27 protein-coding genes are annotated in these 26,078 nt (G+C 68.6%); 12 read left to right on the forward strand and 15 right to left on the reverse strand.

What is annotated here, in order from left to right:
- Positions 1 to 65: 65 nt before the first annotated feature.
- The 6 genes from AC07UK_RS08680 to AC07UK_RS08705 all read right to left on the reverse strand — a co-directional run bounded on the left by AC07UK_RS08680 (position 66) and on the right by AC07UK_RS08705 (position 5,908).
- The gene (locus tag AC07UK_RS08680) at positions 66 to 578 is read right to left on the reverse strand and encodes a hypothetical protein (protein ID WP_013951778.1); all 513 of its coding nucleotides are present in this window, start codon (positions 576 to 578) and stop codon (positions 66 to 68) included.
- Positions 579 to 793: 215 nt separating this feature from the next.
- The gene (locus AC07UK_RS08685; protein WP_013951777.1) at positions 794 to 2,233 is read right to left on the reverse strand and encodes an acetate kinase; all 1,440 of its coding nucleotides are present in this window, start codon (positions 2,231 to 2,233) and stop codon (positions 794 to 796) included.
- Positions 2,234 to 2,318: 85 nt separating this feature from the next.
- On the reverse strand, positions 2,319 to 3,182 hold the full coding sequence (locus AC07UK_RS08690; protein ID WP_436224482.1) for a flagellin: 864 nt from the start codon (positions 3,180 to 3,182) through the stop codon (positions 2,319 to 2,321).
- Between the two features lie 10 nt (positions 3,183 to 3,192).
- Positions 3,193 to 3,891: a C39 family peptidase gene (locus AC07UK_RS08695; RefSeq protein ID WP_494685844.1), complete on the reverse strand. Its 699-nt coding sequence runs from the start codon at positions 3,889 to 3,891 to the stop codon at positions 3,193 to 3,195.
- The gene (locus AC07UK_RS08700) at positions 3,891 to 4,286 is read right to left on the reverse strand and encodes a hypothetical protein (protein WP_436224484.1); all 396 of its coding nucleotides are present in this window, start codon (positions 4,284 to 4,286) and stop codon (positions 3,891 to 3,893) included. Before AC07UK_RS08700 ends, AC07UK_RS08695 begins: the two co-directional genes overlap by 1 nt.
- 200 nt (positions 4,287 to 4,486) lie before the next feature.
- Positions 4,487 to 5,908 carry a hypothetical protein gene (locus AC07UK_RS08705; RefSeq protein ID WP_436224485.1) on the reverse strand — a complete coding sequence of 474 codons (1,422 nt, stop codon included), beginning with the start codon at positions 5,906 to 5,908 and terminating at the stop codon, positions 4,487 to 4,489.
- 711 nt (positions 5,909 to 6,619) lie between these two features.
- On the opposite strand from AC07UK_RS08705, the gene AC07UK_RS08710 reads away from it, so the two are divergent.
- From AC07UK_RS08710 to AC07UK_RS08725, 4 genes are all read left to right on the forward strand, one after another.
- Positions 6,620 to 7,405 (forward strand): GntR family transcriptional regulator, encoded by a 786-nt coding sequence (locus AC07UK_RS08710; protein WP_013951772.1) that lies wholly within the window; start codon positions 6,620 to 6,622, stop codon positions 7,403 to 7,405.
- 110 nt (positions 7,406 to 7,515) lie between these two features.
- Complete coding sequence (locus AC07UK_RS08715) at positions 7,516 to 8,556, forward strand: tripartite tricarboxylate transporter substrate binding protein (RefSeq protein WP_494685845.1); 1,041 nt, start codon at positions 7,516 to 7,518, stop codon at positions 8,554 to 8,556.
- Positions 8,553 to 9,839, forward strand: coding sequence for a 3-isopropylmalate dehydratase large subunit (locus tag AC07UK_RS08720; protein WP_494685846.1), 1,287 nt, complete (start codon positions 8,553 to 8,555; stop codon positions 9,837 to 9,839). Before AC07UK_RS08715 ends, AC07UK_RS08720 begins: the two co-directional genes overlap by 4 nt.
- 47 nt (positions 9,840 to 9,886) lie before the next feature.
- Positions 9,887 to 10,414, forward strand: a complete 528-nt coding sequence (locus AC07UK_RS08725; protein WP_494685847.1) for a LeuD/DmdB family oxidoreductase small subunit — start codon at positions 9,887 to 9,889, stop codon at positions 10,412 to 10,414.
- Between the two features lie 7 nt (positions 10,415 to 10,421).
- Here AC07UK_RS08725 and AC07UK_RS08730 read toward each other — a convergent pair whose 3' ends face one another.
- A complete protein-coding gene (locus AC07UK_RS08730; protein WP_436224488.1) occupies positions 10,422 to 11,117 on the reverse strand; it encodes a phosphoribosyltransferase in 696 nt (231 codons plus the stop codon).
- Positions 11,118 to 11,413: 296 nt separating this feature from the next.
- Between AC07UK_RS08730 and AC07UK_RS08735 the strand changes: the two genes are divergently transcribed.
- Complete coding sequence (locus AC07UK_RS08735; RefSeq protein WP_041228500.1) at positions 11,414 to 11,602, forward strand: hypothetical protein; 189 nt, start codon at positions 11,414 to 11,416, stop codon at positions 11,600 to 11,602.
- Here the strand turns inward: AC07UK_RS08735 and AC07UK_RS08740 are convergent.
- Complete coding sequence (locus AC07UK_RS08740) at positions 11,581 to 12,483, reverse strand: LysR family transcriptional regulator (RefSeq protein WP_436224489.1); 903 nt, start codon at positions 12,481 to 12,483, stop codon at positions 11,581 to 11,583. The two genes, AC07UK_RS08735 and AC07UK_RS08740, sit on opposite strands and share 22 nt — an antisense overlap.
- A gap of 177 nt (positions 12,484 to 12,660) precedes the next feature.
- Here AC07UK_RS08740 and AC07UK_RS08745 point away from each other — a divergent pair, with 177 nt between their 5' ends.
- Positions 12,661 to 13,119, forward strand: a complete 459-nt coding sequence (locus AC07UK_RS08745) for a nucleoside deaminase (RefSeq protein ID WP_494685848.1) — start codon at positions 12,661 to 12,663, stop codon at positions 13,117 to 13,119.
- On the forward strand, positions 13,112 to 14,365 hold the full coding sequence (locus tag AC07UK_RS08750; protein ID WP_494685849.1) for a cyanate transporter: 1,254 nt from the start codon (positions 13,112 to 13,114) through the stop codon (positions 14,363 to 14,365). The genes AC07UK_RS08745 and AC07UK_RS08750 overlap by 8 nt, the downstream gene beginning before the upstream one ends.
- Here AC07UK_RS08750 and cynS read toward each other — a convergent pair.
- Positions 14,359 to 14,802, reverse strand: coding sequence for a cyanase (gene cynS / locus AC07UK_RS08755; protein WP_316155497.1), 444 nt, complete (start codon positions 14,800 to 14,802; stop codon positions 14,359 to 14,361). The two genes, AC07UK_RS08750 and cynS, sit on opposite strands and share 7 nt — an antisense overlap.
- An 88-nt stretch (positions 14,803 to 14,890) precedes the next feature.
- On the reverse strand, positions 14,891 to 15,028 hold the full coding sequence (locus AC07UK_RS08760) for a hypothetical protein (RefSeq protein ID WP_436224493.1): 138 nt from the start codon (positions 15,026 to 15,028) through the stop codon (positions 14,891 to 14,893).
- Positions 15,029 to 15,523: 495 nt separating this feature from the next.
- Between AC07UK_RS08760 and AC07UK_RS08765 the strand changes: the two genes are divergently transcribed.
- The 5 genes from AC07UK_RS08765 (at position 15,524) to AC07UK_RS08785 (ending at position 21,265) form a co-directional block, all read left to right on the forward strand.
- Positions 15,524 to 15,649, forward strand: a complete 126-nt coding sequence (locus tag AC07UK_RS08765) for a hypothetical protein (protein ID WP_255519748.1) — start codon at positions 15,524 to 15,526, stop codon at positions 15,647 to 15,649.
- A 49-nt stretch (positions 15,650 to 15,698) separates the two neighbouring features.
- Positions 15,699 to 16,016 (forward strand): hypothetical protein, encoded by a 318-nt coding sequence (locus AC07UK_RS08770; RefSeq protein WP_494685850.1) that lies wholly within the window; start codon positions 15,699 to 15,701, stop codon positions 16,014 to 16,016.
- A gap of 718 nt (positions 16,017 to 16,734) precedes the next feature.
- Complete coding sequence (locus AC07UK_RS08775) at positions 16,735 to 17,691, forward strand: response regulator transcription factor (RefSeq protein WP_436224494.1); 957 nt, start codon at positions 16,735 to 16,737, stop codon at positions 17,689 to 17,691.
- Positions 17,692 to 17,769: 78 nt separating this feature from the next.
- Positions 17,770 to 18,702, forward strand: coding sequence for a glycosyltransferase family 2 protein (locus AC07UK_RS08780; RefSeq protein WP_436224495.1), 933 nt, complete (start codon positions 17,770 to 17,772; stop codon positions 18,700 to 18,702).
- Between the two features lie 493 nt (positions 18,703 to 19,195).
- Positions 19,196 to 21,265, forward strand: a complete 2,070-nt coding sequence (locus AC07UK_RS08785) for a polysaccharide biosynthesis protein (protein ID WP_494685851.1) — start codon at positions 19,196 to 19,198, stop codon at positions 21,263 to 21,265.
- 90 nt (positions 21,266 to 21,355) lie between these two features.
- Here AC07UK_RS08785 and AC07UK_RS08790 read toward each other — a convergent pair whose 3' ends face one another.
- Genes AC07UK_RS08790 through AC07UK_RS08810 form a run of 5 tightly spaced genes read right to left on the reverse strand, consistent with a single transcriptional unit; the run spans position 21,356 to position 26,046 of the window.
- Entirely contained in the window at positions 21,356 to 22,381 is a 1,026-nt protein-coding gene (locus AC07UK_RS08790; RefSeq protein WP_494685852.1) for a GNAT family N-acetyltransferase, read from the reverse strand.
- Positions 22,378 to 23,457 carry a hypothetical protein gene (locus AC07UK_RS08795; RefSeq protein ID WP_494685853.1) on the reverse strand — a complete coding sequence of 360 codons (1,080 nt, stop codon included), beginning with the start codon at positions 23,455 to 23,457 and terminating at the stop codon, positions 22,378 to 22,380. The genes AC07UK_RS08790 and AC07UK_RS08795 overlap by 4 nt, the downstream gene beginning before the upstream one ends.
- Positions 23,454 to 24,206 carry a phosphatase gene (locus tag AC07UK_RS08800; protein WP_114136252.1) on the reverse strand — a complete coding sequence of 251 codons (753 nt, stop codon included), beginning with the start codon at positions 24,204 to 24,206 and terminating at the stop codon, positions 23,454 to 23,456. The genes AC07UK_RS08795 and AC07UK_RS08800 overlap by 4 nt, the downstream gene beginning before the upstream one ends.
- On the reverse strand, positions 24,206 to 25,390 hold the full coding sequence (locus AC07UK_RS08805; RefSeq protein ID WP_114136263.1) for a DegT/DnrJ/EryC1/StrS family aminotransferase: 1,185 nt from the start codon (positions 25,388 to 25,390) through the stop codon (positions 24,206 to 24,208). The genes AC07UK_RS08800 and AC07UK_RS08805 overlap by 1 nt, the downstream gene beginning before the upstream one ends.
- Positions 25,391 to 25,446: 56 nt before the next feature.
- Entirely contained in the window at positions 25,447 to 26,046 is a 600-nt protein-coding gene (locus AC07UK_RS08810; RefSeq protein ID WP_013951752.1) for a sugar transferase, read from the reverse strand.
- Between the last annotated feature and the right edge of the window lie 32 nt (positions 26,047 to 26,078).

The following is a 26,078-nucleotide window of genomic DNA, read 5'->3' on the forward strand; positions in this document are numbered from 1 at the left end:
CGCAAGGGCGCGCGGAAAGAGATGCGACAGCGCTGAACAACAACCAGCGGCGATAAGCCGATGGCTCAGGGGAAAGCCGGTACAGCCGGGTCCAACCCCGCAAAGCTGGCTTCCGGATGCGCGTTTGCGAGCAGGGTTTCGATTTCCTCGACACGGCTGCGCGGAACGTCAACCATCAGCAGGATCTTGCCGGCCTCGATGTCCTTCTCGAATGCACGCAGCCGGCTGTTGGGTGCCGAGCTGCCAATCATGCTCGAGGCCCATGCGCCAAATACCGCGCCCAGCACCGCCAGCACGCCGACGAGGCCCCACTGCGGGGTGTCGCTGACAATCGGGAACATCGCCACCACCACGCCGGCCACGACGCCCACGCCGCCGCCCACCATCAGGCCCATCTCGGCGGCATGCACGATGTCGGAGGTCTGGAACAGGTTGGCTTCATGCAGGCCCGTCATGTCGGAGCCGTCGCGCGCCACGAAGTGGATGTGGCTGTTCTCGAGGCGGGCAAGTAGCAGGTCGTCCATGGTGCGACGGGCACTCGCCAGGTCGGGCAACAACCAGAAGATGCGTTTGCGCATGTCTCTCTCCTTTTTCAGGCCGCACCACCGGTGAGTTTGAACCTGGTGAGAAAGTACCGCTGGCGGCGCGGGGTTATTTCTTTGTACGCCGTTCAAGGGGCCAGCGCAAGGCGCGTTTCCGTACCTGCGCACCCTGGCCGCGGATGTGATGCGCACGCGTGCCCCGCATATGCGGGGCACGCGTCACGTCGCGCGGAAATGCGCAGAAAAGCGCGTCAGAAAGTGATCGGCAGGCGCACATTCACCTGCAGGTCGGGGGTGTCGCGCGTCAGCCCCGCACCCACTGAAAGGTTCAGCGTGTAGCGGTTGCTGAAGCGGTACGAGTAGCCCACCAGCAGGGTGCCCTGCGTCACGCGCACCGAACCCGGCACGGTCTGGCCGTTCTGCTTGGTCGGCCAGATGATGCTCTGGTCATAGCCAATACTGAACGAGGCGCGCTCGTTCAGCGCCAGGCCCATGCCGAAACTGAACTCGAAGATGTCCCCCGGCGCGATCTTGCCCAGCGGTTCCTTCTCGCCGTTCAGCACGGTGCGGCTCACGTTGTCGCGCGCGAAGTTGTGCAGATAGCTGAAGGTGCCGAAGAACACGGCCGGGTCAGTCGGCAGCAGCCAGGTGACGCCGGGCTGGATCGCCTGGAAGCCGGTGCCGGTTGGCAGCCCCAGCGGCAACCCGGTGCCGGTGGCATTGCCCACGCAGCGCGTCACGCAGTCGGTGACGACTTCAAACGGGTCCTTGCCGGTATTCGACTTGTAGCGCAGCCAGCCGATGAAGTAGGGGAGCTTCTCGCTGCCATAGTTGAGCTGGTAGCGCACCGTCGCCTCGACATCGCCAATGCCGCTGCCGCTGGCATTGAACACGCGATCGACTGCGGTACCGGTGAACACTTCGCGGCTGACGGTGGAACCGGAGCTATGCACATAGGGTACCTTGGCTTCGATCTCCAGCCGCTTGGTGATGCCGTAGCGGAACGCAACCGATGGGATGTAGGTCGAGGTCTTGACCTCACGCACATCGATCAGGCCGATGAGGAGGGCCGGGATGATCGAATAGCCGACCAGCGCCACGCGGTTGTTCGACGAATAGCCGTACTGGAAGCCGGGTTCGATCACGAGCTTGCCCTGCGCCGTCAGCACGCCCGGCTGTTCCGTGATCGGCGCGATTTCGGGCGGGCGAGTATCGCGCTCGGGCGGCTTGCCCACGGGCTCGTCCGCGACCACCTGCTGGTACGTCGACTCGCCCTGCTGCGGCTGCCCCGGCTGCACCACCATCTGCGGCGGCTGGTCACCCTGGGTCGCCTGCGGCGACGTGACCGCGTTGGGCACGCCCTGCGTCGCGCTGGCGCCGGCCGCGGCAGCCGCGGCATTGGTGGCGTTATCCATCGGCGTGACGCCGGGCCCGGCGCCGCCGCGCTTGCGGGACAGCACCTCCGGCCCGATCACGCTGCGCAGCTCACGGATCAACGCTTCCTGCTCGGCAAGCGCGCGCTTCATGGCGTCGAGCTGGCTGGCCTGCTCGGCCAGCTGGTTCTGCAAGGACTCCAGCCCGGCGGCGGGTGGCCCCGCGTCGAGTGTGGTCTGGGCGTGCGCTAGGCCTCCAAGCAACAGCAACGTCGAGCACCCGGCGCTGCGGATGCCCTGCATCGACCGCTTCTTCATGACGTCTTCCTCCCCCGGGACGGCAGACTGGATCTTGCAGGCGCGCGCTACCTCCTGCGCATCAAAGCTACGGTTACGGCTACTCCTACCTCATGCTGGCGGCTCGCAGCAGCGCGTTGTTCAGCGTTGCGTTGGCGACCTGTGACCGGAATGCCTGGAGCGTATTCACACTCGTGTCGATTGTCATCAGGCTCCGGATACTCTGGTTGTTCAAGGTGTTCTGGATTACGGTCATCGGCGACGTTCCATTGGCCACCGCCGCGGAATTGCCGGCGCCGTTCTGGATTACCGCCAGCAGCCCGTTGGTAACGACCTGGCCGGTTGGTGTCGTCACCGCGGTTGACGGCAGGCCGGCCGCACCGGCGCTGCTTGCCGATGCTCCGTTCGATGCCACGGCCGTGGCCGTTCCCGCTGCACCTGCGCTGCTGCTGCCATTGCTGCCTAGCTGAACGCCCGCCGTGGCCGGGTTGCCCGCCATCGCGCTGTTCACGTCAGCATACGTATTGCTCACAATGGCCGGCCCGAGCGCAGAAGCCAGCTTCGCGGCCTGGTCGCTGGTGATGCGCGCAATGTCCGGTATGTTAATGCTGGTGGCCACCACCAGGGCGCCATTGACGTACACCGCGCGTTCGATTCCGAACGAAACCTGCAGTCCGCCGGCGTCGAAGCCGCCGCGCATTTCATCCAGCTTGTCTTCCGAGACCGGTTTCCAGCCGGCCATGCTGCCATGGGTAGCGGCAGCCAGTGTTTGGTCTTGCTTGTTCTCTTGCGTGTCCAATACAGTCTGTGCAGGAACCGCGGCCGCGTCAAGGGCGTCCGGCAGCGGCTGCTCGCTCGCCTGCGCGGCGGTGGCACATGCCATGCCGGCGCCGAACAGGACCGCTGCAGTCGCCGTACCGGCTCCCCTGCTGCGGCAAGCGGTGGTATTCGGGGCGGATGTCTCGAACATGATGTGTTCCTCAGAAATCGCTGGCGCCATGCTTTGGCATGACGGTGAAGAACAGGCTGTCCCGGTTGACTCCCATCCAGTAAGGGCCCGATGGCGCTACGCGCCAGTCGGCCGCCAGGTTGAACCGGGCCTGCTCGGTCCGGTTATGGATCACGAACAGCAACTGGCTTTCCCAGATGCTCTCGAAGTGTTCGCGCGAGATGGAGCGCGTGCCGCGCGCCGGATCGCCGATCAGCACGCGATCGCCGCGGACCCCTTTCACCACCACGAAATGGTGGTAGCCGTTCTCGGCGATCAGCACGATCGCGGGTATCTTTGTTTCCTCGAGCTTCGACAGAGGCAGTTCATACCCGTCGGCCAGGAACCCCTGCGACGCCAGATAGCGCTTCATATCCAGCAGGGAGAATCCCTCCTGCCGGATCTTGGCCTGGTCGCCATTGACGAACATGTTGGCAAAGACCAGTTCCTCGCTGACCGGTTGCCCGTACTGGTAGGTCAGCAGGGTTGCCACCGCGGCCGAGCCGCAGCTGAAATCGTATTGCTGACGGATCGTTGTCTTGAAGCGTGCTTCGCGCAGGCTGGTCACCGGCACGCTGTAGTACTCGCCGACAGGCCCGTAGATGCTGATCCGGTCAGCCAGTGCCGGCGTGGTACCACCCAGGGCCAGGACAAAGGGCAGCGCCCGCAGCAGTCTTTGAAGCATCTTCATCACTTGAACTGGACGTTGACGATGGTGGCGTTCTGGATCAACACGTTGTTGCCCGAGTTCTGGATGGCCGTCGGGATGCCCGCGGCATTCGCGAAGGCGCCCTCCGTGATCATGTTGGTGCCGGACAGCGTATGGACCGCGGCGTTGTCCGCCACCGTGCCATGCAGCCGCATGTCGTTGACCACCACTTCCGCACCACCGCGCACGCCATCAAGCTTGTCGCTCGCGACAGCTACCGCGGCCGTGCCAAAAGGATTGCTCGCCGCCGGGGCCACCGCAGCGACAGGCGCTGCCACGGCGGCATCGCCCGCCAGCGGTCCTGCCTGAGCCTGCATGAACGGCCAGGCCAGAAATGCTGCCGTCAGCGCCGTGACAGCAGTGTGGATCGGTTGCATGATGCGTCTCCTCCATGCCCGCCGCGCCCAGCCCCATCCAGCCAGCCGCTGCGGAACTTACAGGTTGTGCCAGGCAGGCATCCCAGCGCGAATCGCTCGCCGGGATGCCCCCCGTCGGCTTGAAGACTTGCACCGGCACCGACCGGCCCGCCCATCCGCCAGAGGCTGGATATGGCTGGCCGGCCGGCCCGGCTCACGTCTTAGCGGCCGACGCTCAGGTTGGCCTGGACGTTGACGCTCTGTTGAACCAGCGAAGCTGCGCCAAGATTCTGGTTGGCGACCATGATGCCCGCGGCGGTCTGGCCGACGCTGGTCATCACGTTGGACAGGCTGAACGAGCCGGCAGAAACCGCGACAGTTCCGCCTGCGCCGCCAGCGCCGCCGACTGCACCGTTGCCAGTGCCGCCGTTGCCAACGCCGCCAGCGCCACCGGTAGCACCGACAGCACCCGTCGCACCATTGCCAGCCGTGGCGCTACCGTTGGTCGCCGAGCTCGAAGCGCTGCCGTTCGTGGCCGCACCGCCTGCGCCGCCCGCACCGCCAACGCTCGCTTGCGAGCCGCCAGCGCCGCCCGTGCTGGTCGATGCACCACCCGCGGCCGTCGAGGTCCCTGTGCCGCCTGCGCCACCTGCACCGCCGGTACCGCTGCCGGCACCGCCGGTTGCGCCAGCCGACGACGTTCCGGCGCCGCCCGCACCGCCAGTCCCTGTGCCCGCGCCAGCAGAACCGGCGGCAGTCGCACCGGCTGCGCCGCCCGCGCCGACCGTGTCGTTACCGGCGCCACCGTTGCCGCTGGACCCACCCGCCGCGCCCGCAGCGCCCAGGCCAAGGCTGGCACCGAGTGCACTGCCGCCGCGACCGCCGGCGCCAAGCGAAGCGCTCAGAGCGCGTCCGCCCGCGCCAATAGCGTCGCCGCCGCTGCCGCCCCGGGTGGCCGCCGCGCTGAGCGCGTCGCCGCCATACGACTTGGCGTTGCCGCCATCGCCAGCCCAGCCAACCGCCTTGCCGCCGTCGCCGCCGCTACCCGCGCGTGCGCCATAGTTGGTGGCTGCGCCGTTGGTGGCGCTGCCGTTGGTGGCGCTGCCGCCGCTACCGCCGTTGCCGCCGTTGCCGCCGTTGCCGCCGTTGCCGCCGTTGCCTACGCCACCAATGCCCCTGCCGCCCTTGCCACCGAGGCCGCCATTGGCGTCACCCCAGTTGCCGGCACGGTTGCCCATCGCTGCGATGGTGTTACCGGATACATAGCCCTCCAGCTTGCTGATCGCCAGCGCCTTGCTGGTGTTGAACGCGTTGGAGAAGTTGGCGGTCGCCGTGCTGCCATTGGCCGCGGCCGCATTGCCATAGCCGCGCATATCCTGATCTGTGCGGTTCTTGGAGTTGGTATTTGTGCTGGTCCGGGTTGAGGTCCGGGTACTGGTTTTTGTGTTGGTGCTGCTGTCATTGGCCTGCACAGCAGTCGAGTTTTCGTTGGCTGCGGCGCCACTGCCGCTCTGCGTGGAAGTCGCGGTCGCGTTTTGGGTATTAGTGGTCCCGCTATCGTCGGCGTTGTTGGTCGGGTTCGCCAAGGCTTGGCCAGCGCCAAACGCCAGCGCAATCGCCGATGCCAGTAAGGTCTTATTCATACGAAGCTCCCAGGAAGATGTACAGCGGCTCAGCCTCCGGCCGGCGCTCGTGCCGAACGACGGCTGGAGGTTAGGTCCGGCACCCTGCCAAACCAGACTCCCCCTGCGCATAATCGGTGCCAGCTGCGCCACCTGAGGCGCCAACTCCTTGTATTACAAGGCCTGCCCGGCACCCTGACGGGAACTTTCCGCTGCTTTGCGCGATCGCCACCGCCCTCGCTGCTGTGCACGGCAGCCGACATGTCACATCGCTGTGACACGGCCACTCCCAGCCCGCCTGGAGGGGGTCCGGAGTGGTAGGAAAACGCCTTATTTTTCAGTGTCTTATGCAGGCAGTCAGGATTTGCCCGAGGCACGACCGTACGTATCGGGACTGAAACACGACGCCGAGGGTGCCGTCACCGCCGCCCGTGTCAGGCATCCCACATTGCAGCAGCGCCGCCCTGATGTCATGTTCTCGCCGCCCGGCACAAGCCCGGTCCGCCGGCCGGCGTGGTCCGCCCTGCAACGCATGCAGCGGCGCCGAACCGACTTCACCCGCACTGGCGCAATCAGCCAAGAGGTCTTGGCGGAAACGGGATGCGTCGCTGCAACACTGCGCCGGCGACGTTGTTCCGCAAGCGCCACTGCGGTTATCCATGCTAGGCTCTATGTCTGATTTAAAGTACATTAGAGGCATTACAGACTTGTCATCTCTCCGCAAGGGAAACCATGAGTGAAGCCGTCGTTCCCCTGTATCACCAGATTTACGTCGTATTGCGCCAGCAGATCGTGGAAGGCCGCTTCGGCCAGGGCCCCTTGCCGGGCGAGATCGACCTAGCCAAGCAGTTCCACGCCTCGCGCGTGACCATGCGGCGCGTGTTCGACCGCCTGGTGCAGGAGGGACTGGTGCGCCGCCACCGCGGGCTTGGCACCTTCGTCAATCCGCATCCGGTACGTCCGGCGGCCGCGGCCGGCGAGGAACGCGGCACCAGCCTGCTCGACAACATCATCGACATGGGCCAGAAGACGTCGGTGAAGGTGATCTCGATCGATGAAGTCCATGCCACGCCCGACGTGGCCGAATCGCTGCAGATCGAGCCGGGCGATCCGGTGGTGAAGATCGTGCGCGTGCGCCACTACCGCAACCGGCCGCTGTCGCACATTACGGTCTACCTGCCCGCCGACCTGGGCCGGCCGATCACGCGCCAGTCCCTGGAAGAGCGGCCGGTGCTGCGCCTGCTGGAGGCCGGCGGCGTGAAGCTGGGCCGTGCCACCCAGGTGCTGTCCGCGCGCCTGGCCGACGTGGTGGTGGCGCCGCTGCTGGACGTGCCCGTAGGCGGCGCGCTGCTGGCGGTGCGCCGCGTGGTCAAGGACGCGGCCGGGCGCCCGGTGCAGCTGCTGCTCGGCCAGTACCGCCCGGACCGCTATGAATACCGGATGGAGTTGTCGCCGGCCGGCGTGGACAGCGCCAACGTCTGGGTGGAAAGCGAAACCCGCCCGGGCCTGCGCGACTGACCCCGCGGACCGCCGCGGACTTCCCGCAGGCGGCGCTGCCAGGGATGCACCGCGGAACGTTCCGGGCGATACTGCGCATCTCTGATCACATCAAGCGAGGAGCCGTCGCCATGCCAGTGTTCCGCCTGGTCTCGTCCAGCCCGACCCGTCTGCCTTCGATCCACCGCCGCGCCGCGGTGCAGCGCCTGGCCATGGCCAGCCTGGCCGCGTGCGCGGTGGCCCTGACGCTGTCCGTAGCCGCCCAGGGGCACCCCCAGGTGGCCGGCGGCAAGCCGATCCGGATCCTGGTGGGCGCGCCCGCCGGCGGCACCACCGACACGCTGGCGCGCACCATCGCCCAGGAAATGTCCCAGGAGCTGGGCCAACCGGTGGTGGTCGAGAACCGCCCCGGCGCTGGCGGCAATATCGCCGCCGACCTGGTCGCCAAGAGCGCGCCGGACGGCAGCACGCTGCTGATGAGCTTCACCAGCCACACCATCAACGCCACGCTGTACAAGAAGCTGCCGTTCGACCCGGTGCAGGACTTCACCCCGATCACGCTGGTGGCCACCGTGCCGAGCGTGCTGGTGGCCACGCCGAAGCTGGCGGCCAGCAATGTGCCCGAGCTGATCCGCCTGGCGCGTTCCGAACCGGGCAAGCTGAACTTTGCCATCGGCTCGGTGGGCTCGTCGCTGCACATGGCCGGCGACATGTTCAAGATGATGACCGGCACCTACATCGTCAATATTCCGTACAAGGGCACCTCGCCCGCGCTCACCGACGTGCTGGCGGGCCAGTGCGACCTGATGTTCGCCAGCACCATCAACGTGCTGCCGCACGTGCGCGCGGGCAAGCTCAAGGTGCTGGGGGTGACCAGCCCCGCGCCGCTGCCGCAGTTCCCGGGCGCGGCGCCGATCGGCGCCACCGTGAAGGGGTTCGAGTCGAGCGCATGGTTCGGCCTGTTCGGTCCGGCCGGCATGCCGCACGACGTCACCCAGGCGCTGTACCAGGCCGCGCGCAAGGGGCTAGAAACACCTGCGGTGCGCAAGCGCCTGGAGAACGACGGCGCGCAGCCGATGGGCACGACGCCCGAAGCCTTCGCCGCATTCGTGAAGCAGGACGTCAAGCGCTGGGCCGCCGTGGTCAAGTATTCGGGAGCCTCGCCGGAATGAGCCACACCCCCGCCACGCTGGCGCAGAAGCTGGTGGCGCGCGCCGCCGGGCTGGCGCATGCAGAGATCGGCACGGTGGTGATCTGCCGGGTCGACCTGGCCATGTCGCACGACTCCAGCGGCCCGCGCCGCGTGGCGCCGCTATTGGAAGAGCTTGGCACCGGCGTGTGGGACCCGTCGCGCTACGTGGTGGTGACCGATCATTTCGTGCCGGGCGGCGATGCCCAGGCCGAGTCGATCCTGCGCTTCACGCGCGACTGGACGCGCCAGTCCGGCGCCCACTTCATCGACGCCGAAGGCATCTGCCATGTGGTGCTGCCCGAGCGCGGCCATGTGCTGCCGGGCCGCCTGATTGTCGGCGGCGACAGCCACAGCCCCACCGGCGGCGCCTTCGGCGCCTATATGTTCGGCGTGGGCGCGACCGAGATGGCCGGCGTGCTGGCCACCGGCGAGATCTGGCTGCGCGTGCCCCATACCATCCGGCTGCAATGGGACGGCCAGCTTGCACCGGGCGTCTGCGCCAAGGACATGATGCTGTTCCTGTGCGCCACGCTCGGCATGGGCGGCGGCCGCTACGAGGCGCTGGAGTACACCGGCAGCGCCGTCGCCGCGCTGCCGATGCAGGAGCGCATGACGCTGGCCAATATGAGCGCCGAGCTCGGCGCGCAGACCGGCCTGGTGGCGCCCGATGCGGTCACGCTCGGCTGGCTGGCCGAGGCCGGCGTGCCGGCGCAGACGCTGGCCGCGATCGACCTGGCCCACTGGCGCACCGACCCCGACGCGCCGGTGCTGGCCACCCACCGCTTCGACGCCGCGGCACTGGTGCCGCAGGTGGCGGCGCCTCACTCCCCGGCCAATAGCGCGCCGGTAGGCCAGGCCGCCGGCGAGCCCGTGCAGATCGCCTACCTGGGTGCCTGCACCGGCGCCAAGCTGGAAGACCTGCGCATGGCCGCGCGCGTGCTGCGCGGGCGCCGCGTGGCCGCGGGCGTGACCCTGCTGGTCGCGCCGGCCTCGCGCCGCGACCAGCTGCTGGCCGAGCAGGAGGGCACGCTTGGCATCCTGACCGACGCCGGCGCCACGCTGCTGCCCAACGCCTGCGGCGCCTGCGCCGGCTATGGCGCGGCGCGCTTCCCGGCGGGCAGCCGCGCGATTGCGTCGACGGCGCGCAATTTTTCCGGCCGCATGGGCGACGTCGGCAGCGCCGTGTGGCTGGGCTCGCCGATGACCGTGGCCGCCAGCGCCGTCACCGGCCGCATTACCGATCCCCGCACCCTGCTGGAGTAACGCTGCGGGCCTGACTTCGTGCCCGCCTGGCGGGACAGACTTCTTGCATGACCTCTGCTATCGCCCCCGCCCCCGCCCCCGCTGGCCGCCTCTGGCGCTTCGGCGACAGCATCGACACCGATGCCATGGCCCCCGCCGTGCTGATGAAATCGCCACTGCCGGTGCTGGCCCGGCATTGCCTGGCCTCGCTGCGCCCGGAGTTTCCCGGTAGCGTGCGCGCCGGCGACGTGCTGGTGGCGGGTGCCAACTTCGGCATCGGCTCCTCGCGCGAGCAGGCGCCCCAGGCACTGCGCGAACTGGGCGTGGGCGCCGTGGTGGCGCAGTCCTTCGGCGGGCTGTTCTATCGCAATGCCATCAACCTGGGCCTGCCGGTGCTGGTCTGCGCCGACACCAGCCGCCTGGCCGACGGCGCGCACGCGGTGCTGGACCTCGCGTCGGCACAACTGCGCCTGGACGACGGCAGCCTGGTCGCGTGCGAGCCCATCCCTGACTTCCTGCGCGCGATCCTGGCCGCCGGCGGGCTGGTGCCGCACCTGAAGGCGCGCCTGGGCAAGGGCCAGGCGGACCAGGGCTGAGCGAACCTCAGCGCGCAGGCGGCGCCGCCGCCGCGCGCAGCAGGGCCAGCGCCTCTTCGTCGCTGGTCTGGGAGAAATCCAGGTAGAAGGCACCAACCGCGCCGAAACTGGGTGGCGTGTTCAGGCAGATCACCTCGTCGGCCGCGGCCGACAGGCTGGCCAGCCCCTCCCCTGACCCCACCGGCGTGGCCGCCACCACACGCGCCGCCCCGGCCATGCGCACGCTTTCGAGCGCGGCACGCATGGTGGCGCCGGTGGCCACACCGTCATCGACCACAATCACCGTGCGCCCGGCGCGCGCCGGCACCGGCGCACCGCCGCGATAGCGCTGCTGGCGCCGCGCGATCTCGTCGAGCTGGCGGCCGCGCTCGGCATCGAAGCTGCCGCTTTCCACGGCGCGGCGCGCCCAGGGATCGTCATTGACCACCGTGTGCGGCCCGCCGCCGCCGGCATCGCCCTCCACCACCGCGCCCAGCGCCAGCTCGGGATAGCCGGCAGCGCCGATCTTGCGCACCAGCAGCACGTCCAGCTGCGCGTCGAGTGCGCGCACCACCTCGAACGCGACCGGCACCCCGCCGCGCGGCAGCGCCAGCACCAGCGCGGGCTGGCCCAGTTGTGCGGCGCCGAAACCCAGCTCGGCCAGGCGGCGGCCCAGGTACAGGCCAGCCTCGCGGCGATCGGCAAAGCATGGTGGCATCGACATGGCACGCTCCGAAAGGTCGGCGGCACTCGGGCCGCGCTGGCCGCAAGGCAAGCGGCGCAGGCAACCCTCAGCCAAATATAGACCCTGCCGCGCAAGGCGTTGGCACAAGTCGCCGGCGGCACCCCGGCGCGGGCAACGCCGGGCAAGTCGCCCCGATTGGGCCCGATTGCGCAACAGTGTGTTCAGGCTGGGGTGGCTGACTGCGCCGCGCTGCAGCATTAGGATGGCTGCACGCGTTGACAACGCCGATCCACAGTTGCCGGGTGCAGTGCCCGGCCCTTGAGAATGAGCCTGACATGACTTCGCCATCCAACCCCCGCGCCCAGCTTGCGCGCCCCGACCACCAATCCGCCCCCGAAGCCGGCCCCCTGGCCGCGCCCGACATCCCGTTCGGCTCGCTGGAAGCCGCGGCGATGGCCGAGCTGCCCTACACCTTCCGCCCGGCCGGCACCTGCACCCGCTACTACAACGAGTTCTTCGGCTGATCCGCGGGCGGCTCGCCCGGTCCCATCACGGTCTCGCATAGCGCGGCCAGCCGTGCGGCCATGTCGCGCGCCGCGGCCGGCAGGTCCGGCTGCGCGTGCAGGCTGAGCTCGACGTCGGGCACCGCGGCGGGCCAGCCGTCGTCCTCCAGCACCTGGTGCTGGGCCGTGGCCAGGCGCCGCGGCAGCAGCGTCACGCCCAGGCCGTCGGCCACCGCGGCCAGGATGCTGGCCAGGCTGGCACTGACAAAGGCCACGCGCCAGCGCCGTCCGCCGGCGTCGAGCGCGTGCGTCATCTCGCCGCGGTACAGCCCGCCCACCGGAAACGCCACCAGCGGCACCGGGTCGCGCGCCACCGCCGGGCGGCTGCGGCTGTCGATCCAGCACAGGGGCTCGGGCCAGCTGGCCAACCCCGGCGCCTGCCCGATCCGCTGCTTGACCAGCACCAGGTCCAGTTCCCGGTCCTGGTAGCGCTGCCACAGCTCATGGCTCATGCCGCTGGTCACCTCCAGCCGCATGCCCGGCCAGTCATCGGCAAACCCGGCCAGCACCGGCGTCAGCGGCCGCGCGGCAAAGTCCTCGGGCACGCCGATGCGGATCTCGCCCTGGCCGGCGCTCTGGCGCAGCTGCCCCACCGCCTCGGCCATCAGCTGCTGCAGGCGGCGCGCGTAGCCCAGCAGGCGCTCGCCCTCGGGCGTGGTGGTGACATAGCGGCCGCCGCGGTCCAGCAGCACGCAGCCGAGCTGGTCTTCCAGCCGGCGCACCTGCTGGCTGACGGTTGACTGGGTCAGGTGCACGCGCTGCGCGGCGCGGGTAAAGCTGCCGCTTTCCGCCACGGCGACAAAGCTCTGCAGCAGCACGGGGTCGAGGCGAGGGTCCTGCATGGCCGGTTATCCATTGGTTTTTCCACTGCCGGCGATTTCATCATTTAATTTCCCAATTACCAAGCCCCGGCGTACAGTTGCCACGCTGCCCCGGCCCGCGCCCTGCGGCCACCGGGAACGCCCCTCAAAGACCCATGCCGCCCTGCTCGCGAGCATGCACTCACTTTTTTGCCAACCATGACCACTCACCAGGAATTCATGCGCGAGGCGGTTCGCCTTGCCGCGGCCAACCGTGACCGCGGCGCGCGCCCCTTCGGCGCGGTGCTGGTGCTCGACGGCGAGGCCGTCGCCACTGGCGTCAACGACATCGTCCACAGCCACGACCCCACCACCCATGCCGAGATGGAGGCGGTGCGCGCCGCCGCGCGCAAGCTGGGCCGCCCCGACCTGCGCGGCAGCGTGGTCTACGCCAGCGGCCACCCCTGCCCGATGTGTCTGGCGGCGATGACCATGGCCGGCGTGCAGGCGGTCTACTACGCCTTCGACAACCATGATGCCGCGCCCTACGGCATGTCGAGCGAGGCCGCCTACCAGGCGCTGCGCCTGTCGCTGAACCCGCCGCCGCTGCCGCTCACGCGGGTGCCGGTCGATCTCTCTGCGGCGCAGCTCTACGGCCCGCGCTCGCCCCGTGGATGAGAGCGCACGCTGCGCCACCGGCAGCGCGGTCCGCACCACCCCGCGCTGGCTGGTGCTGGCCGCGGTCGCCGGCATCGGCCTGAACCTGCGGCCGTTCCTGACCGCGGTGGGGCCGCTGGCCCCGGCCATCCGCACCGGCACCGGCCTCAGCTACCAGGGCATGGCCTGGCTGACCTTGCTGCCGATGCTGCTGATGGGCGTGGGCGCCTTCTTCGGGCCGGCCATCCGCGAGCGGCTGGGTGCGCGCACCGCGGTGCTGGGCGCGCTAGCCTTGCTGGGTGCCGGCTGTGCGCTGCGGCTGGGCGTGGCTGACGGCACCTGGCTGATCGCCTCGGCCGCGCTGTGCGGGCTGGGCGTGGCCGTGGTGCAGGCCGCCTGCCCGGGCCTGGTCAAGCAGGAATTCCCGGGGCGCGTGGCGCCGGTGATGGGGCTGTACTCCGCCGCGCTGATGGGCGGCGGCGCGCTCGGCGCGCAGCTGTCGCCCTACGTGACGGCGCTGGCCGGCAGCTGGCGCGATGCGCTGGCGCTGTGGGCCATGCCCGCGCTGGCAGCATTGGCGCTGGCCTGGGTGGCGCTGCCGCGCGCCGCGGCGCGCGGCCCCGGGATGCCCGCAAGCCGCCCGGCGGGGGCAACTCGCGCGCTGTTGCGGCGTCCGCGCACCTGGCTGCTGATGGCTTGCTTTGGCGTGATGAACGGCGGCTATGCGTCGCTGGTGGCGTGGCTTGCGCCGTTCTACCAGGACCACGGCTGGAGCGCTTCGGCGAGCGGGTCGCTGGTGGCGCTGATGGCGGTGGCGCAAGCCGCCGCGGCACTGCTGCTGCCGGTGCTGGCCGCACGCAGCCTGGACCGCCGCGCCTGGATGGCGCTGGCGCTGGCCATGCAGGTGGCGGGCTTCGGCGGACTGGCGCTATGGCCCGACGCCGCGCCGCACGCGTGGGCCGTGATCGGCGGCGCCGGCCTGGGTGGCTGCTTTGCCTTGTACCTGGTGGTGGCGCTGGATCACCTGCCGGACCCCGACAGCGCCGGCGCGCTGAGCGCCCTGATGCAGGGCGGCGGCTTCCTGCTGGCGTCGCTGGCGCCCTGGATCACCGCCATGCTGCACGAACGCACCGGCGACTTCGCCGCCGGCTGGTGGTACCACCTGGCCTGCGCCGCGCTGGTGGGCGTGCTGACCATGCGCCTGGACCCGGCGCGCTATGGCGTGTCCTTTGCGCTGCCGCCCGTGCGCGCAGTCGCCCTTCAGTAAGTCTTGTAGGGCAGGAACTTGCCCGACATCTCGATGCGCACCCGGTCCCCGTTGGGATCGGGCTCGCGCTGCAGGTCCATGCGGAAGTCGATCGCGCTCATGATGCCGTCGCCAAACTCTTCATGGATCAGCGCCTTGAACGTGGTGCCGTACACGCTGATGAGTTCGTAGAAGCGGTAGATCAGCGGATCGGCCGGCACCTGCGTCGGCAGCGAGCCCTTGTACGGCACCTCGCGCAGCCAGGGCTCGGCCTCGGGCGGCAGCCCGAATACCTCCATCACCGCGCGCGCGCCGGCGGCGTCGAATGCCATCTGGCCCAGGCACGCCGCGGTTGTCCATTCCTTGCTGCGGCCGACGCGCTCGGCCACCTGCGCCCAGGTAATGCCGCGGGTGACCTTGGCTTCGATGATGAGGTCGGTGACGTCGCTGCGGTTCATGCTGACTCCATGACAGTGGTAGGTTGGATGGAACCACTCGGACTGCCATGGCGGCAAGGTGGTCATACCACCCCGGCGTCAGCCCATGTCAGCGTGTCAGCGCGGGTTCGATGATGGTCGCGGCATCCACGGGCGCCATCTCCTGAGGCAGCGCGAACAACGCCGCGGCGGGCGGCGACAACCCCTGCAGCCATTGCAGGGCAAGCACGATGAGCATGACCGGCATGACGCCTCCTTCAAGCACACGAGGCCACTTCCGACTGGTATAGCCCATGGCGCAAGCTTCATGCCATTTCCGCCCCACGGAAATGCGCGCCTGAATGCCCGTGACGGCACCACGATGGCGCCGTCACACTACCAGTACGCCCCCGCCGGGCCATGCCGAGGCATCGCGCACCATCGCGGCGTACCCGTTTCTGCGTGCCTGGCCAGGCCGCCCACAAAGGGTGCGGCGCCCGCTCCGGGGCCCGTTGCCTTGCGAGAATTATTTCCGGTGTAACGTCACATTACCTCCGACCCGGCACGCGCACACCATGCGGTGGGCCTCCCGCCATGCGCGCAACGCCTTGATACGCAAGGGCTTCCAGGATGCCGCGCGCTCGGCGCAGGCCTGCGCCAAAGGACAAGCCCATGTGAGACAGCCTTACAAGTGCAAGCACGCGGTGCGGGGCCGGCTCGCTACATTCAAGCCATGTCCAACGCGAACCCGCCAGGAGTCCATATGAAACGCGCCCTCTCGCTGGTGGTGCTGCTGTCCACCACGGCCGCACTGCTGTCCGCCTGCATCGTAGTGCCACCGCGCGGCGGCCCGCCGCCGCGCTACCACCACCACTACGACCGCTATTGATCGATCCAGCCGCTTCCAACCGTTTCCAACCGCCCCAAGGAGAATCCACATGAAACGCCAGCTCCTGCTTGCCGCAGCCGTCCTCGCCACGGGCGGCGTCTTCGGACTGACCGCCCCCGCCGAGGCCCAGCCGGTGGTGGTCGCCCACGGCTATGGCCATCCGCCCCCGCCGCCGCGCTATGAACCGCACCCCGCCGCGCGCCGCGGCCAGGTCTGGGTGCCGGGCCACTGGACCGCCAACGGCGGGCGCTACGACTGGCGCGGCGGCTACTGGCAGGCGCAGCGTGCCGGCTACCGCTACGTGCCCGAGCGCTGGGTGCGCGGCCCGCACGGCTGGGTCATGCGCCCCGGCCACTGGGCCCGCTGACGCCTCCGCGGGCGGACCTGCCGGCCGGCCCCGGGCCCGCCGCCCTGCCCTCCCGGCAGGCGGTGGCAAACCCGGTGCAGGCCGGTGCAGCCAGCGCCGCAGGGCTCATCCCGAGGTGGGAGACGTCTCTCATCCAGAAGCATTAGGCCATGCGCCCGACCTGCCTGAAAATCAGGCAGGCCTATTTCGAAAAAACATATGAAACCGGCGTTTCATGATTGGAGCAATCCGCCGCAGATATATTACCGATACCCCACGATGGGGTTAAGAACACTACTTACGGGGGGTGTCGATAATGCTATCTGTTTCAAGGCTGCAACCAAATTAAATCCGGATGTCACATCCATGAAACCTCCTGGACCCCGCGTCAGCGCGGCGTTTGCGGAACCTGGACCGGCGCGTTTGGGTGATTTTTGAAAGGATTATGTATGCCCTTTCATTCCCACCCCTACTCGTCCCAGACCGGCCTGCTTGCATTCCATTCAACCAGCCCATAAGATGAATTTAAGCCGATTTAGGAGCGAGAATCTTTCGGGTCCGGGTTCGGGTCAACCTTCCAGCCGCCGACAAGTTCCATCCAGAAGAACGGAACTGCGGGAGCATGGAAGCATGGGGGTCAGACAAGCAGCCAGTCGCCGCGGGTGACTGTTGTCCTGCAATGCCCCTCCATACGCAAAGCGCCCCGCAGTCCGCTCCCGAGTAACGGGGAGTGAAGACAATGAATGCGTTGCTGATCGAGGAGCATCCACTGCTCCGGCTCGGGCTGTTGCAGATGCTCGAGAACATCCAGGAGTCCGCCCAGGTTGCCGCCATTGCGCCCGCGGACATCGGCAGGCTGGATGCCCGGCACCACAATGCCGACCTGCTGGTATTCGGCATGCCCGCCGATGTGGGGTCTGGCTGGCCGCAACTCGAACAGGCTCGCGAAGCCCTGTCGCCGCACCGCATCCTGATCCTGGCGGACATCTTGCCATTGCATGTGCCCAACGCGGACAGCGCGCGCGGCGTATGCGGCTGCCTGCCGAAATCCGCTTCGCTGGCGGTGATCGAGGCGGCCATCCGGCTGGCGGTGTCAGGCGTGCAGGGGCTGCTGTTCTCGGCCGAGACCGGCTCCATGCCGTCGGCGTCGCGCTCGGCCATGCCGGCGGTGCAGTCGCTGGCCTCGGCCGCGCCGCTGCCGCTGAACCCTGCGCACGCGCTCACAGGCGAGCAACTGTCGCTGGTGGCATGCGCCGGCACGCCCGGTGCCGCACGCACCACCGTGGCGGTGCGCGACCTCACCTGCCTGCGGCCGGGGCAGCCGCTATCGGCCCCGGCTGCCACCGGCGCAGCGCCGCTGGTCGAGGAAGAGCCCAGCTACGACGAAGCCGAAATGCTGAAGATCACACCGCGCCAGTACGAGGTGCTGGTGCTGCTGGCACGCGGCTACCCGATCAAGACCGTCAGCCGCATGCTCAATATCTCGGTGGCCACGGTCAAGAGCCACGCCTGCACGCTGTACCAGCGCCTGAAGGTACGCAACAAGGGCGAGGCCGTCTATGCCGCCCTGCAACGCGGCGCGACGCTCGAGTGGGTCAGCGGCGATGAACGCTTCACGCGCGGCAGCGCCGCGCGCCCGGTGGTTGCGTCCCGCACCAGCGACACCGCGTTCCAGGCCGCCAGCCCGGTGCTGTAATTCAGGACCCTGCGCCGCGCCCGCACCAGACGGGCCGGCGCAGGCGTCTGCCATCTGCCGAACATTGGAGGGGTCACCATGCCGGCAAGCTCTTTCCTGCCCACCGTTTCGGTGTGCATCTCCACGTGCGACCATCCCGAGCAGCTGCGGCACACGCTGCAATCGGTCGCAGATTCCACCATGCCGCCGCATCAGCTCATCGTCACCGACGACAGCAGTGGCTACGACACGCGCGAGATGATGCGCCGGGACTATCCGGACATCACCTACCTGGAAGGCCCGCGCCGCTCCAGGGCCGCCAACCGCAACCGCGCCCTGCGCGCGGCCACCGGCTCGCACGTACTGTTCCTGGATGACCAGACCCTGCTGGGCGCAACCTTCCTGCAGCAGATGACCGAGTCCGTTGCCGACGACCATCTCCGGCGGGCCACCGCCGGCTGCGCGACGCCGCTCATCCTGACCGGGACCGAGGTCTGCCAGGGGCGGCGCGGCGCTCCGCGCAAGCCGGCGTTCCTGGGCTACCCGACACTGGACTACCGCCGCGGCGAGCGCCTGTGCTCGGTGCTGTTGCACAGCGCGGTGTTCCCGCGCGAGCTGTTCGAGAACCTGTCGTTCGACGAGCACCTTGCCGTCGGCTACGACGACCTGGAACTGGCCGGACGCGCGGTGCAGGAATTCGGCTACCGCATCGAAATGGTCCCGAGCGCAGTCAACCAGCGCCTGCCATCGGTGCCGGCCGACCGGCCGTGCCCCGCCAGCGACGCCTCACGGCTGTATGTGGCCTGCCGGCGCTATGACCATGGCCCGGAGCACCCGCTGAAGACGGCAATGTTCCTGCTGTTGGCCCTGCCGCACGACCTTGCGCACCATCTGCGTGCAGCGGGCCTGCGCGGCGCCGGCACCTTCTATGACACGGCGACTTGCCTGTGGCAGCTGCTGCGCGGCCCGCGACCAGCCGGGCGCCAGGGGTCAGGGAGCAGCGGCCTCAGCGCGCCTCTGCCGCGCGACTGACAGCCACGCAGGCCCGGGAGCGTACCCATTTCTGCGCTCCCTCGCCAGCGCCTGTGCGGCAACGCACGTACCCGCTAGCAGCGCCTGCGCCGCTGCAATAACGCCCTTTTCCCGTGCTTCCTCTGCGCCAGCCTTCCCTGGCGCAATCGATGACGACACCAGCTGGCGGCAATGGCATGCGTACCCGTTTCTGCGTGCCCGGGTCCATCGGCATTCCACGTTCGGCAGCGCACGTAGCCTGATTGCGCCACACCACGCAGAAACGATAGCTTTGCAGGAAAGCGGATTCACGCCGGCACACGGTGATGCGTGAAGCCACGGCGACCCATGGCATCACAGCCAGTCGCAGGCTGACGCCGGCGCCTTCCGGGCAGAAGAGCCGTGCAATGGACACACCGATATGGATGCATCGAGCGGTTCCCGCCAGCCAGAGCCTGTGGGCCATGCGGGTAGCAGTGACAATGGCGGCGGTGGCGTTGCAGGAGTTCCGGGCATGACAGCCCCGCGCTCCCTGCGCCTGCTATCCCTTTCGCGCCGCCAGAAGATCGTGCTGATGATGACGGTCGACCTGCTGGCCCTGCCGCTGTGCTTCGCGCTGGCCCTGCTGCTGCGCTCCGGCAATCAGGAGCTGATCGTCCAGTACGGCCTGCTGCCGCCGCTGTTCATCGCGGCGTGCACGATCCCGGTGTTTTCGTTCAGCGGCCTGTACCGGACCGTGCTGCGCTACATCGACCTCAAGGTGCTGTGGGCCGCCGGCATCAGCATGGCAGCCATGGTCGGCCTGACCTACGCCGTGTCCTTTCTCATGAATGACAGCCGGCTGCCGCGCGCCGGCCTGCTGATCTACTGGTTCATCGCCTTCGCCTACATCGTGATCTCGCGCTTCCTGATCCGCGCCATGCTGCGGCGCACTGAGCTGTGGCGCAGCGCCCGCGGGCGCCCGACCCGGCGCGTGGGCATCTTTGGCGCCGGCGAGGCCGGCTTCCAGCTCGCCAACGCCATGCGCGCCAGCGTCGACCATGAGGCCGTGTGCTTCTTCGACGACGACCTTTCGCTGGACAACCACACCTTCACCGACCTGCCTGTGTTCCATACCTCGCGCATGCGGGAGCAGCTGCAGCGGCTGGGCATCGACGAAGTGGTGCTGGCGGTGCCTTCGCTGTCGCCGGACCGGCGCAAGCGCATCCTGGACAAGCTGCACCGATACGCCGTGAGCGTGCGCACCCTGCCCACGCTGCTCGAGCTGGTGGACCGCAAGATCACCATGCAGTCGATCCGCGAGGTCAAGGTCGAGGACCTGCTGGGCCGGCCAGCCGTGCCGCCGCGCGAGGCGCTGTTCGCCAAGTGCACGCACCGCAAGGTCGTCATGGTGACCGGCGCGGGCGGCTCCATCGGCAGCGAGCTGTGCCGCCAGGTTGCCACGCAGCAGCCGCGCAAGCTGATCCTGTTCGACCATTCCGAATGGGCGCTGTACATGGTGGAGCAGGACCTGCGCCGGAACTTCCCCGGGGTGCCGTTGCTGGCGCGCATCGGCTCGGTGTGCGACGCCAATGCCGTGGCCGCCGCCATGCAGGGCCAGCAGGTCGATACCATCTATCACGCCGCGGCCTACAAGCACGTGCCCCTGGTCGAGAGCAACATGCCCGAGGGCATTCGCAACAACGTACTGGGCTCGCTCACCATCGCCAACATGGCTGACCGCTTCGGCGTGCAGACCTGTGTGCTGATCTCGACCGACAAGGCCGTCCGCCCCACCAACGTGATGGGCGCGAGCAAGCGCATCGCGGAGCTGATCTTCCAGGCCGCGGCGGCACGGCCCGGCACCCGCACGGTCTTCGCGATGGTCCGCTTCGGCAATGTGCTGGGGTCTTCCGGCTCCGTGGTTCCCCTGTTTCGCAGCCAGATTGAAGCGGGCGGGCCGATCACGATCACCCACCCCGATGTCATCCGCTTCTTCATGCTGATCCCCGAAGCCTCGCAGCTGGTGATCCAGGCGGGCGCGATGGCCCGCGGCGGCGAGGTGTTCGTGCTGGACATGGGGCAGCCGGTGCGGATCGTGGATCTGGCGAGGACCATGATCGAGATGGCCGGGCTGGTGGAGCGCACCCCCAAGAACCCGAACGGGGACATCGAGGTCAAGTTCGTCGGCCTGCGCCCGGGCGAGAAACTCTACGAGGAGCTGCTGATCGGCGGCAATGTCACGCCGAGCGACCACGAACGCATCATGTGCTCCCAGGAGCCACGCCTGGAGGAGGCGGAACTGTGGGAGATGCTGACCCGGCTCTACGCGGCCTGCGACGCCCGCGACGAACTGAGGATCCAGACGATGGTGCAGGCGATCGTGCCGGAATACGCCCCGTATACCTCGCTCGACGACGCCAGCCGCAAGCCGGTGCCTGCCGCCGTGCCCGCCGAAAGCGGCCAGGCCATCCAGGACACGCCGGACGACGCCAGGGTGCCGCGCCAGGTCGTGCTGCGCCGGGTCGCGTCCCACGCGCTGGGCCAGCCCGAGCTGGCCAGCGAAGCGAAGCCGGTGTCGCTCTCGAGCCCGGGCAAGCTCTAATTCGCCATCCCCCGAGCGCTGCTTGCCAGACACGACAGCCGCCTCAAAGGGCGGCTGTCGTTCGTCATCCGTGCCCGGGCCCTGCCGGGCCTACCGTCGATAGGCAGGGAAGTATCCGCTCAGATCCTCAAGCACCGAGGGCGTGCCGTCGCACAGCGCCAGGTACTTGCCGGGATCCACTACCACCCGCTGCGTGCGGAATACATGGGTGTCCGGCGAGAACCCGCGCTTGAAGCGGAACAGCGAATCCTCGGCCGAGCCGCCGAGGCCTCCACCAAGGTGGTAATAGCGGTAGCCCTGCTCCCGTCCCCACTGCCGGATGGCGTGCAGCATGATCTTGCTGGGCTGACGGTGCCGGTAGCGTGCGTCGATACCCATCAAGTGGCCCTGCAGAATGCCGGTGCCGTCAGACACAGTGACGGTCGCGCCGCCGATGATGACGCCATCCTCCTCCGCCACGAACAGCCGCAGCCGGTCGCCGAGCTCGCGGGCCAGGGTGTAGTGGTAAGCGTCGTCGAAGAAGTAGTAGTCGGAAGCACGCAGCCGGTCCATCGATGCGTTGTAGAGACGGATGAAATGCGGCAGCGTTTCCAGCGTCTCGTCCAGCCGCACCGTGACCCCCGCGCGCATGGCCTTGGAGATCTCCAGCCTGTGCCCGTGCGAGGTGTCGTGCCAATGCTCGGCCTCGCTCTTGGAGAGGTCGATCGAGATCGTCATGCCATGATCAATCAGCGTGCCGACGGCGCTGCGCCATGGCGCGTTGACAATCGGATTCAGCCGGATGAAGCATGAAACACAGCCGCGCCCGCGCAGCAGTTCCAGGGCCTCGGACAAGGCGGTGTCAACGAACCCGTCCGGCGCGTCGTCGCTGACGACTGGGCCGGCAAACCCGTAGGGCGAGCTTGCATCCCAGTCCTTGCCGTTGATGTCGCGGTTCAGCAGCGGCACGAACAGTTCATGGCCGTCATCCATGACATGGACGGCGAACGCCTTGCCACTGCCTTCATGTTGCGCCGCCCGCAGCCATCCCGGCATATGGTGGCTGTCGTGCCGGCAACGCTGCAGCACGTCGAGCCACTCGGCGCTGGAGGTCTCCAGCAGATTGATCTTCATCATCGTCGGTCCTCGTCGGAAGTATCGGGATTTGCTGCAATGCTGGCGGCGATCTGCAGGATGATCTCGCCGAGGCGCCCGATGTCGTGCGGGCCGTAGCGGTAATCGGCATGAAGGACCAGTATGCGCCCGGACAGGCGGCGGTTGTCGTCGGGGACGCCGGGCCAGGTCATGGGCCAGAGCACCGCGGGATAGACATCCGCGCCGATCAGCCGTTGCCGGACGCGCTCGCGCTGCGGCGCATCGGCGCACAGCAGGATGCCAAAGGCCGGCGTTTCCCGCCATTGCATGCCGGCGGGCAGGCCGGCGTGCGGGGCGGCGTGCGGGGCGGCGAAACAGCGGGCCAGCAGCGCCAGGTTCTCCTGCCGCCGCTGCCGCATCCAGCCAAGATCGACGGCTGGTGCCAGCACGCGCGTCAGCGCCGATGGCCCGGAGATCTCGGCATCGCTGCGCAGATTGTCCTCGGCCTCGGCGGCCAGCGCCAGGTAGGCCGCCTTGGCGACCTGCGCGCCGGCCAGGTACGCCGCCTTCATCGCCATGGCCGCGGCCATGCTGGCGGCGGCGCGCACATGTGTCGGCGTGGGCGCAAGCGAACCTGCAAACGGCTGCCCGGGCGGCGGCCGCACCAGTCCCCCATCGGGCACCGGCAGGGTCTTGCGCAGCGACGCAAACACATAGTCCGGCGCCCGCGCGTAGGACCAGGTGGCGAGCAGGTCGTGGGAGCGGTCGAGCAGGACGCTGCCGCCCTGCACCTCCACCTCGGCCTGCAGGCCAAAGTATTCGGGAACGATCGCGGCCTCGTCGTCGGCCAGCGCAAGCTGCGCCGGGCCGCCGAACGGGGCATGCGGATACATGCGCACGTCGATGTCGCCGGCGATGTCGTCCAGCACCGCATGGCAGTAGTAGCTGGGCGCATAGAGCCGCCGCCATCCGCGCGAGCGCCCTTGCGCCACCATCGCGCGCAGCGCATCGCGGCCGGTGCCGGTCAGCAGGTCGCCCGGGCGCAGCCAGGCCTCACCGCCCAGGGGGACGGCGGAGTCGAGCGGGAAGAATGAGCCGAATTCCGTGGCAGATTTCATGGGTGCCGTCCAGCGCGCTCAATGAGGACTTCATACGACGGCCATGTGCTGTGATGCCGGCGCCGATGGGGGACCTGCCCTGACGTATCTCTCTCACTCCAAAACCCGACGGAGATGACCCGCCTTCCCGTTGCCGGATCCGGGTCGATGCTGCGCCAGTATTCGCCGGTCGCTCCAGTCCAGAGCATGACGCGGCTGCGCAACGCGCCCTGCAAGTCTTCGACGGCGTCGCGCGGGTCGAACAACAGCGCCACCGGTACCAGCAATGCCACGGTCGCGCCGACGTGCAGAAAGCCAACCGGCTGCCAGCGCCACAGGGTCACCCCGGCAACGGCAAAGCCGACACCCAGCCCGACAAGCGACTCACCGATCGTATGGTGAAAATCCGTCACCAGCACCACGGGCATGAACAAGGCCAGCCCCACCCCAGTCGCCAGTCCGAGCCATGCCATCTGCCTGCCCAGCACGGAACCCAGCAGCATCAGCAGCACCGGGTACACCGCGGCGGTCAGCATGGCGTGCCCACTGACGCTGTAGACGCCGATGGTCGGAAGGGACCAGCCGGCGTAGCTGAACGCGGACTTGGCCGCCATCAGCAATGCGCCGCCGACGCCGAACGAGACCGCCCAGCGCAACGCGCGCCAGCCTTGCCCGGCCACGACGAAGCAGACCGCGACCCAGGCCACCAGCGGCAATGCCACGCGGCTTTCGCCGAAATAGAGGTAGTGGTTCCACAGGAAAGTCGCCATCAAGCCGCCACGCGCGTTGCCTGTTGCATCACGCTGCGCACCACCTGCCCGGTCATGCGCACTTCGTCATCCGTCAGCGTGGGATGCACGAGGAACATCAGGCTGGTCTCGCCCAGCGCGCGCGCTGCCGGCAGCCGTGCGGGCGGGCGCAATCCGGTGCCGTCGAAGGCCTTCTCGAGGTAGACCTCGGCACAGATGCCCGCATAGCAGGGCACGCCGGCGGCGTTGATGGCAGCCATGATGCTGTCGCGGCTCCAGCCCTCGGCGAGGCCCCTGGGCTGCACGAATGCATAGAACTTGTACCAGGCATGCTCGATCCCGGCGGGCGGCAGCGGCACGTGCAGGGCATCGCAAGCACCAAGCGCATCCGCCAGCGCCATGGCGTTGGCGGTGCGCCGCTCGTGCCAGTCAGCCATGCGCCGCAACTGGATGCGGCCGATCGCGGCCTGCATCTCGGTCATGCGCCAGTTGGTGCCGAAGGCGTCGTGCACCCAGCGGAAGCCCGGCGGATGCGCGCGGCCATGCATGGCCTCCCAGCTCTTGCCGTGATCCTTGTACGACCACATGTGCGACCACAGCTCACGATCGTCAGTGGTGACCATGCCTCCCTCGCCCCCTGTGGTCATGATCTTGTCCTGGCAGAAGGACCAGGCCCCGATATGGCCGATGGTGCCGACCATGCGTCCCTTGTAGACGGCGCCGTGCGCCTGCGCGCAGTCCTCGATCACCTTGAAGCCGTGCTCGCGCGCCAGCGCCATGATGGGGTCCATGTCGCACGGCATGCCGGCCAGGTGCACGCAGATGACGGCGCGCGTGCGCGGCGTCAGCGCGGCCGCGATGGTGTCGGCGCTGAGGTTGCCGCTGTCCGGGTCGACGTCCGCGAACACCGGCTTCGCCCCCGCATTGATGACGCACGAAACGCTGGCCAGGAAAGTGCGGGGCGCGACGACCACCTCGTCGCCAGGCCCGATGTCCAGCGCATGCAGCGCCACGTCAAGCGCCAGCGTGCCGTTCGCCAGGGTGACGGCGTACTCGGCGCCGCACCATGCCGCGAACTCCTTTTCGAAGTCGCGGCACTCGGTGCCGGTCCAGTAGTTGACACGGTTCGAGAGCAGCACGCGCTGCACTGCCTGCGCCTCTTCGCGGCTGAAGCTGGGCCAGGGCGAGAATCCGGTATCGAGCATTGGCTATTCCCCAGGGGTTGCGGTGCGGGCCACGGCGCCGATGGCATCCATGGCGTCTATGGCGCCTCCTTGCTCCCGCAGAAGCGGGTCGCCGAGACTTCGCCGGCGGCACTGATGTCTTCCTTGGCCAGCACCGTGCCGATGGTTCGCCACAGGATCCTGAGATCGAGCCAGAACGACTGGTGATCCACGTACCAGACGTCCAGCCGGAACTTCTCCTCCCAGCTCAGCGAATTGCGCCCGTTGACCTGCGCCCAGCCCGTGATGCCCGGCAGGACCAGCAGCCGCCGCGCCTGTTCCGGCGAGTAGAGGGGCAGGTAGAACGTGGGCAGCGGGCGCGGCCCGACCAGGCTCATCTCGCCCTTCAGGACGCACCAGAGCTCTGGCAACTCGTCGATGCTGGTGCGCCGGATCATCCAGCCGAACGGCGTGATCCGTTGCGCGTCGGGCAGCAGTTCGCCATCGGGACCGCGCTCATCGGTCATGGTGCGGAACTTGATGACTTCGAAGGGCTTGCCGTCGAGGCCTGCCCGCGTCTGCCGGAAGAAGACCGGACCGCCAAGCTTCCAGCGAACCAGCCCCATCACGACCAGCAAGGGCAGCGCCAGCACCACCAGCGCCACCGACGTGAGGACAACATCCAGAACGCGCTTCATGATCGATTCCCGCCGCCTGTGCCATGTACAGG

Source organism: Cupriavidus sp. GW821-FHT07C08, assembly GCF_059419025.1.